The organism is Acidisoma sp. L85 (assembly GCF_009765865.1).
Taxonomy (GTDB): domain Bacteria; phylum Pseudomonadota; class Alphaproteobacteria; order Acetobacterales; family Acetobacteraceae; genus Acidisoma.
Genome location: NZ_LMUQ01000072.1, coordinates 9,788 through 16,521, shown reverse-complemented (window position 1 = coordinate 16,521; position 6,734 = coordinate 9,788). Strand labels below are relative to the sequence as shown.

Genomic DNA, 6,734 nt, shown 5'->3' with positions numbered 1-6,734 from the left:
ATGGAAGTGCAGTAGATGGAGGCGGAACGATCCCCCGCGACAAGGGCGAAGTCTCTGGTAACATTTTTGGATGAGGCAACAGGACCGGCCATCAGTCGTGTCGCGCTACAACGGAGGCACCTTAAAAAGCTTAGAGGCCATCAGCCGAGCAAAACATCGGGGTTTCTGATCGTTTTGGAGGATGCATGTCCGCGCCTGCGACCCTGAAAGACCAGCTGGCGGCGGAAATCGTTAAATCCGAGGCCGAGGCAGCAGCCAACCCCGACAAATTCACCGGGTCCGACTGGTGGCAGCTATCGGAGGCCGAGGAAGCGGTGTTCGAGATCGACCCCGACCGATGGCCACGCATGATGATAACCTATCACTGCTACGAGGGGTTCAAGCTGATCGCGCATAGCCCCGTATGGGATGAAGCCCTGATCCACCAGGCCCGCCAGGAGCGGCCCGCATGGTGTGACGCGCCGCCATCGGACCATGAGTTTGCCCGCTTCGCCGAGGAATATGGCGAACTAACGAACCGGGAGGCTTATGCGCTTTACGCCAAACAGGAATTTTGGACCGTCCGCCTGGGCGTGATGGTTTACGCAGATGAGCGACCTGGACGATGACATCCCTTTTTGAGCAGCGGAACAAAGGCAATGGCGCGACCCGAGCCGCTTGACCAGATAGATGAAGGCACGGCGAAGGTGGACGCCGTGCTGATGCGCAATGCCGAGATCATCGCCTTGATGAGAGCCGAGCAGGGCAATGATGAAAGGGATATGCAGTTCATCGAACGGATGGACGCTGTGCGATCCGCTCTTGCCGACATCAGGAGCGTGATGATTGGAATGAGGGCATCTTTTGCGGGTCCGCCAGTGCGGCAGCGGACTCACCGGGCAACAAGTGCCGCCGCAATAGCCGAGCTGCGCCGCCATATCCGCGACAGCACCGGCAAATGATGATCGATTCACCTCTCGACGAAGAACTTGTCGCGGCGCTGCATCGCCGGGCGGCGCTCGATGGCGTCCCCATCGGGGACGTGGTTGCTCATGGCCTAGAAATTACCTGGCCATGCGTGACAGCATGGAAAAGGAGCCAGAAATCCGCTCGGAAGATTGGACGCCGCTCTATGACGGTCTGCCCCCGACGCCGAACGCGCTGCACATGTTGATGGCCCAGAGGCGGAAGGTGTGAGACGCAGCCGGGAAAGCGGCAATCAGTTTTGCAAATGACTGATAATCACCATTGTGGAAAACACTTAATATTCCGCCGCCCGCCTCACTTCGTCCCCACCACCAGCCAGCTCGTGAAAGATATCATCGATATACCGCGCTAAATCCGCCTCGCGCACATCGCTTGGCACCCGCAGATTGTATTCTGGACGCTTCTTTACGATTCTTCTATTATTTTCGGTCATCGAGCCATATTCCTGTATTGTAAGGCCCCAGACAGTATAGCCAGATCAAAAAAATGACCAATACAACATTAGCTTATGACAACCTTGACACCGTTTTATCGTCTTATTTTTCAGGACTGGCATTCTTCTATAGAGCGGCAGGCCAGTATTATTTCTCGGTTGCTGCCTTCGCCTGAAGAGGCTGGCCCGGTGCTTGACTGCGCTTGCGGCATTGGCACACAGGCCCTTGGCCTTGCGGCCCTAGGTTACGAGATGGAAGGCACTGACATTTCACCGGGCGAGGTCGAGCGGGCGCAGCGCGAGGCAGCTAGTTTAGGACTCTCTGTCGGCTTTCGCGCCGACGATATGCGGACCCTCACCACCTCGGAGCCGGGCCGGTATGCGGCGGTGATGTGCATGGATAATTCTTTGCCACATCTCGACAGCGACGAAGAAATATCGACCGCTCTAAAGGCAATGCGGACCCGTCTAAAGCCAAACGGCACCCTGTTGTTGAGCCTAAGGGACTACGGGAAGCTCATGCTCGACCGGCCAGCCATGATGCCCCCGGCCTTTTTTCAGGATGGAGTGTTTCGCCGGTTTGTACACCAGGTATGGGACTGGACGGACGAGCGGCGCTATCGCTTCCACTTGTATCTGACCTTTGAAAACGCCCTCGGCTGGCAATCCCACCATGTTACCGGCACCTATCGCGCCATCACCCCCGACGAGGTTGCCGCACTTACTGAAAAGGCGGGCTTCAAATCCGTCAGAACAGTGTCCCCGGACGAAAGCGGATATTACCAGCCGATCATCAGCGCCGTAGCCTGAATTCCTATAACAAACCCCTTCCAGGCGCTTTTCACACCCGGTCCTTTGCACAATTCAAGACTTCTGCAAATTAGGCTGGCGTGAGCCTTGCCAATAAGTTAGCGTCTGCAGAAGATATGACCGAATCGCAGCTGCAAAATCGCACTCTCGGATACGCCCGCGTCAGCACCTACGGGCAGACGCTCGACGCGCAGCTTGAGCAGTTGAAGGCAGCAGGGTGCGCTAGGACTTACCGGGAAAAGGCGACCGGCGCGAGGACGGAGCGGCGCGAACTGCAACGGATGCTGAAAGCCCTGTCCCCCGGCGACGTGGTGACCGTTACCCGCATTGACCGGCTGGCCCGCTCGACCTTCGACCTGTTCAGCATCGTCAAGCAGATCGTGGACGCGGGAGGACAATTCCAATCACTGGCGGAGCCGTGGGCCGATAGCTCGACCAGCACCGGGCGCTTGATGCTGGCCGTGCTGGGCGGGCTGGCCGACGTGGAGCGCGACCTTATCAGGACGCGCACGGCAGAGGGCCGGAGCCGGGCAACGGCGCGAGGGCAGCATATGGGCCGACCGTCCGCCCTGACCACGCAACAGGCAGCAGAAGCCCGCCAGAGGCGGCAGAACGGCGCGACGCTGCAAGAGCTGGCCGACAGCTACAACGTCAGCAAGGCCACGATTTCGAGGCTTAGAGCATGACGGGACGAGGCGTGACGAAGGTTCGTAAATGCTGAAACTTGCGCCGCAAACCATCGAGGCTTTGGTGGATGTGATTTCCGGAGGCAGTGGAAATGACACGACGCCGCCCATCGGTTTTTATCGCTCAGGCCCTAAGCTCGAACGCTACATGCGCCAATGCGGCGTGACGATGAGCGTTGGCGCTGGGTCACGCCTTCCGACTCTGACCGCTGCAATCATCCAGACGATGGAAGAAGGCTCCGCCGAAAATCTTAAAACCATTGTCGAAAAAGCCGCCGATCCACGTGACTTCATCGACCAGCCCGAAAAGCTTGAGAGCGTTATTGGCTATCTGAACAAATATCTTATGCATGATGGATACGAGCTACAGCAGCAGGGCATTGATGTCCGCCTGCTGAAGCGCGGAACTTCTGCCCCGGCGATCACCTCCCTTGCCGCCACCCTGGCGGTTATTGATTTCGACACGGTGCAGCGCGACCTAGACCGTGCGCTTGCCAGCGTGGAAACAGACCCGGAAGACGCCGTTACGGCGGCCTGCTCTGTCATTGAAAGCCTGTGCCGGTCCATTTTGGCCGAGCTAGGATTGCCCCTTCCCATGCAACTCGACATTCAGGGGTTATACAAGGCCGTGCGGGACCCTCTGGGTTTGGCTCCTGGCAAAGAGGATATGGCTCCGGACATTGCCAACGATGTGAGGGCGATTCTAGGGGGCTTGAATTCTACGATTATAGGGATCGGTGCTTTGCGCACACACGCCGGCGACGCCCATGGCCGAGGGCGCGGCTTTCGGCGGATAGATGCCCGGATCGCACGATTGGCCATCCACACGGCAAGCGGTATAGCTCTGTTCATCATCGAAACTTGGCAGAAGAAGTTTCCAACAAAGCCGCTCCGCGTGCATTAAGCACGAAGAATTAGCTAGTATGGAATGCCATGACCGATGAAGAAAGCAAGCCCGTAGACCGGCATCGACAGCTTGAAGAAACCCACCCACATTTGCGGGACTTCTTCGATTTTTTGCCAGGTTTGAACAAGGAAAGCGCACGGGGCAGTGTGCTAATTTCGTGCAGCTATCTGGACGACTTGATACGCCAAATACTGCTAGCTTTTTTTGTTGAGAGCGATGCAGGCAAGCGCCTTGTGGAAGGGTTTAACGCGCCCCTTGGCGCGTTCAGCACCAGAAGTGCCGCCGCCTTTTCCCTGGGGCTGATTTCGGAGCGCGAGTTTAAGGAGCTTGCGATTTTAAGGCGGATCAGAAACCGCTTTGCTCATCATGTCCATGCTTCGTTTGAAACGCAGGAAATCCATGATCTTTGTTACAACTTGACCATGGCAGCACAGGACCATGGGGATGTCACTGTGGATGCCCGAGGCCGATTCACGACCGCTGCCACCGCTCTAATCTTAAACCTGACAAATCGACCTGTGTATGTAGCCCGGAAAAGATTGAAATCCGAGGCGTGGCCGATCTGAGAGAGTGCTATACCGAACGACCGATAATCACCATTGTGGAAATTAGCGGAATATAGATTATAATACGCAATGAAAAGAGCCCTAGAGCACTATGTCGAACAATGGAACCTCTCTAGGCCAGAGCCGCTTGCACGGACATTTACAAGCGATCTTTATAAGGTTCAGGCATCCGGCGAGACGGCTGTTTTAAAGATATTGTCGGAGACAGGTGCAGAAGATGAACGCGCCGCTGCTGACGCTTTGCAATGGTATGATGGGCAGGGCGCTATCCAGCTATGGCGGCATGACGCGGGCGCGATGCTTCTGGAATATGCAGAAGGCGGCGACCTATCGGAGTTGGTGAAAGCCGGGCGGGACGACGAAGCAACAAAGATCATTGCCGGTGTCCTCAACAATCTGCATTCGGTCAGTCAGTCAGAATTTCCATCCAACCTGACGCCGCTGCTGAGACGATTTCAATCCTTGTTCGAGAAAGCCGGTGACGACCACCGACAGGGCGCAAGGTCGCTTTTCGTGCGCGGCGCAGCCGTGGCCCGCGAACTCCTGACCGATCAAGGCCCGCCGCATGTCCTGCATGGCGACATTCATCACGAGAACATACGGCAGGCAGGGCGTGGCTGGCTGGCCATTGACCCAAAGGGGCTTGTTGGCGACCGGGCCTATGATGCGGCCAATGCCTTATGCAACCCTCATCCCTGCCCGAGATTGTGCAGAACCTGGACCGGCTAATGCGTCAGGCCGACATCATGGCGACCGCCTTGAAACTCAGCCGCGACCGCTTGCTGTCCTACGTTTTCGCTCATGCCTGTTTGTCGGCTTGCTGGTCGATAGAGGATGGGCACGATCCTAGCCTGGCTCTGGCAATGGCGAACATTGCTGAAACCTGTATCACTTTACCGGCGACCAGACCGAATTCTCACCCTGATTTTCCAATATCAAACATCTGAGAGACCTCTCTGATTGGGGTTGTTGGTGTCAAGCTGCTCCTCTTTCCTCGCCGGCCGCCATTCCCGTAGGTCACTTGCTTCTCTTCGCGGTCGGCGCGGGGCCGCCGCATGATGGGGTCAGGAAGGCGAGACGTCTCAATCTGTTTCACGACCTTCGGGGCATCGCTGCCGCGCCGGTTCCGGACTCTCAACGAGATCGCCTCGCCCATCGTCCCCACGGGAACGACGTGGCATCCGCCTTTTCAGGCGGAATCTGGAACTTTCCTCGTCACACCGCAGCGACCGCTGCGGTGTGCTTGCTGTAGCGGAAGTCGCTGCCGTCGGCCCACATGCGGTGCAAGATCACCGCTAGCTTGCGCGCCACACTGACCCGGGCGCGCGCCATGCCCCGGCGCTTGGCAATGGTCATTCCCCATGCTCGCAACGCCGACCATTTGCTGCTGCGGATCAGCAGCGAATGAGCCGCCTCGTAGAGCGCAGTGCGGGCCAACTCGTCGCCGCATCGGCTGATCCGCCCTTGCACGTCAGTTTCCCCAGATTGGTAGCGCCGGGGCGTGAGGCCGAGATGGGCGCCCACGTCGCGCGACTTTCGGAAGCGGTTTGGCTGGTCAATGGTGGCGCGGAACGTCAAAGCTGTGAGTGGGCCGACACCGGGCACCGTCATCAACCGCCGGCACGTCGGCTCGACCTTCACCTCGTCAAACACGCGCTTGGTCAGCCTCTCGACCTCTTGGTTCATGGTCTCGATTGCGGCCAAGAGAGATTCCGACAGAGCTGCGAGCACGCGGTCATCGCCGGCCAGTTCGCGCACGCGGGCCGAGAAGTCCTTGCGACTTGGTGTGCCGACCTTCAGCCCGGCCTCACGCAGCAGCGCCCGCACTCCATTCTCCACGTCACGGCGCTTGTTGAGCATCAGGCGCCTCGCCGTCAGCAGCGCTCGCCAGGATTGGCAGGACGGGCTTTTAACGTGAACCGCGCGATACCAGCCGGTACGCATGATCTGCGCGATCCCGCGCGCGTCGTTGCGGTCGGTCTTGTTTGGCATCGCCCCCATCGCCGCTTTGGCCTGGCGAGCCTCTATACAGATCGCCGGAAGGCCGGCCTCGGTCAGTCGCGCATGCAGCCACGCCGTCAGCGAACACGCCTCCAGCCCGACCCGCTCTATCTTCATTTCGCATGTCTTGAAGAAAGCGATCAGTGCCTCCGGCTCGCTCGCCGCACGCGCTTCACGCACAATGCAACCGATATCGTCGACGACGCAGATTGCGGTCTCTTCCAACGACACGTCCAATCCGGCAAAGTAACCCACGGCTGCTTCTCCCCGATCCTTGTGGCCGATCCACACACCGGACCACGTTCACCTATCCAGAGAGGAGCAGCCACCGGGTTCACCGGGGTAAAGCCCCAATCACCCCATCT

At 58.4% G+C, this 6,734-nt stretch carries 10 protein-coding genes; 8 read left to right on the top strand and 2 right to left on the bottom strand.

Features of this window, described 5'->3' with window-relative positions:
- Positions 1-185 precede the first annotated feature (185 nt).
- A complete protein-coding gene (locus GSQ83_RS23560) occupies positions 186-608 on the top strand; it encodes a hypothetical protein (RefSeq protein ID WP_158805319.1) in 423 nt (140 codons plus the stop codon).
- Between the two features lie 78 nt (positions 609-686).
- Positions 687-941, top strand: a complete 255-nt coding sequence (locus GSQ83_RS23555) for a hypothetical protein (protein WP_158805318.1) — start codon at positions 687-689, stop codon at positions 939-941.
- A gap of 299 nt (positions 942-1,240) precedes the next feature.
- On the opposite strand, the gene GSQ83_RS23550 is transcribed toward GSQ83_RS23555, so the two are convergent.
- Positions 1,241-1,399, bottom strand: a complete 159-nt coding sequence (locus GSQ83_RS23550; protein ID WP_158805317.1) for a hypothetical protein — start codon at positions 1,397-1,399, stop codon at positions 1,241-1,243.
- A 75-nt stretch (positions 1,400-1,474) separates the two neighbouring features.
- On the opposite strand from GSQ83_RS23550, the gene GSQ83_RS23545 reads away from it, so the two are divergent.
- The 6 genes from GSQ83_RS23545 (at position 1,475) to GSQ83_RS31490 (ending at position 5,315) form a co-directional block, all read left to right on the top strand.
- Positions 1,475-2,209 (top strand): bifunctional 2-polyprenyl-6-hydroxyphenol methylase/3-demethylubiquinol 3-O-methyltransferase UbiG, encoded by a 735-nt coding sequence (locus GSQ83_RS23545; RefSeq protein WP_158805316.1) that lies wholly within the window; start codon positions 1,475-1,477, stop codon positions 2,207-2,209.
- A 116-nt stretch (positions 2,210-2,325) separates the two neighbouring features.
- Positions 2,326-2,895 (top strand): recombinase family protein, encoded by a 570-nt coding sequence (locus tag GSQ83_RS23540; RefSeq protein ID WP_158805315.1) that lies wholly within the window; start codon positions 2,326-2,328, stop codon positions 2,893-2,895.
- Between the two features lie 28 nt (positions 2,896-2,923).
- A complete protein-coding gene (locus GSQ83_RS23535) occupies positions 2,924-3,799 on the top strand; it encodes an abortive infection family protein (protein WP_158805314.1) in 876 nt (291 codons plus the stop codon).
- A gap of 29 nt (positions 3,800-3,828) precedes the next feature.
- Positions 3,829-4,368: an MltR family transcriptional regulator gene (locus GSQ83_RS23530; RefSeq protein WP_158805313.1), complete on the top strand. Its 540-nt coding sequence runs from the start codon at positions 3,829-3,831 to the stop codon at positions 4,366-4,368.
- 69 nt (positions 4,369-4,437) lie between these two features.
- The gene (locus GSQ83_RS23525; RefSeq protein WP_158805312.1) at positions 4,438-5,097 is read left to right on the top strand and encodes an aminoglycoside phosphotransferase family protein; all 660 of its coding nucleotides are present in this window, start codon (positions 4,438-4,440) and stop codon (positions 5,095-5,097) included.
- Positions 5,049-5,315, top strand: coding sequence for an aminoglycoside phosphotransferase family protein (locus GSQ83_RS31490; protein ID WP_371418064.1), 267 nt, complete (start codon positions 5,049-5,051; stop codon positions 5,313-5,315). The genes GSQ83_RS23525 and GSQ83_RS31490 overlap by 49 nt, the downstream gene beginning before the upstream one ends.
- 268 nt (positions 5,316-5,583) lie before the next feature.
- On the opposite strand, the gene GSQ83_RS23515 is transcribed toward GSQ83_RS31490, so the two are convergent.
- Positions 5,584-6,624, bottom strand: coding sequence for an IS110 family transposase (locus tag GSQ83_RS23515; protein ID WP_158805310.1), 1,041 nt, complete (start codon positions 6,622-6,624; stop codon positions 5,584-5,586).
- Positions 6,625-6,734: the final 110 nt, after the last annotated feature.

Bases quoted from the DNA above. Each gene is read 5' to 3' on its own strand.
- GSQ83_RS23535 (WP_158805314.1), top strand. From the start codon at position 2,924: ATGCTGAAACTTGCGCCGCAAACCATCGAGGCTTTGGTGGATGTGATT.
- GSQ83_RS23530 (WP_158805313.1), top strand. From the start codon at position 3,829: ATGACCGATGAAGAAAGCAAGCCCGTAGACCGGCATCGACAGCTTGAA.
- GSQ83_RS23560 (WP_158805319.1), top strand. From the start codon at position 186: ATGTCCGCGCCTGCGACCCTGAAAGACCAGCTGGCGGCGGAAATCGTT.
- GSQ83_RS23540 (WP_158805315.1), top strand. From the start codon at position 2,326: ATGACCGAATCGCAGCTGCAAAATCGCACTCTCGGATACGCCCGCGTC.
- GSQ83_RS31490 (WP_371418064.1), top strand. From the start codon at position 5,049: ATGCAACCCTCATCCCTGCCCGAGATTGTGCAGAACCTGGACCGGCTA.
- GSQ83_RS23525 (WP_158805312.1), top strand. From the start codon at position 4,438: ATGAAAAGAGCCCTAGAGCACTATGTCGAACAATGGAACCTCTCTAGG.
- GSQ83_RS23550 (WP_158805317.1), bottom strand. From the start codon at position 1,399: ATGACCGAAAATAATAGAAGAATCGTAAAGAAGCGTCCAGAATACAAT.
- GSQ83_RS23545 (WP_158805316.1), top strand. From the start codon at position 1,475: ATGACAACCTTGACACCGTTTTATCGTCTTATTTTTCAGGACTGGCAT.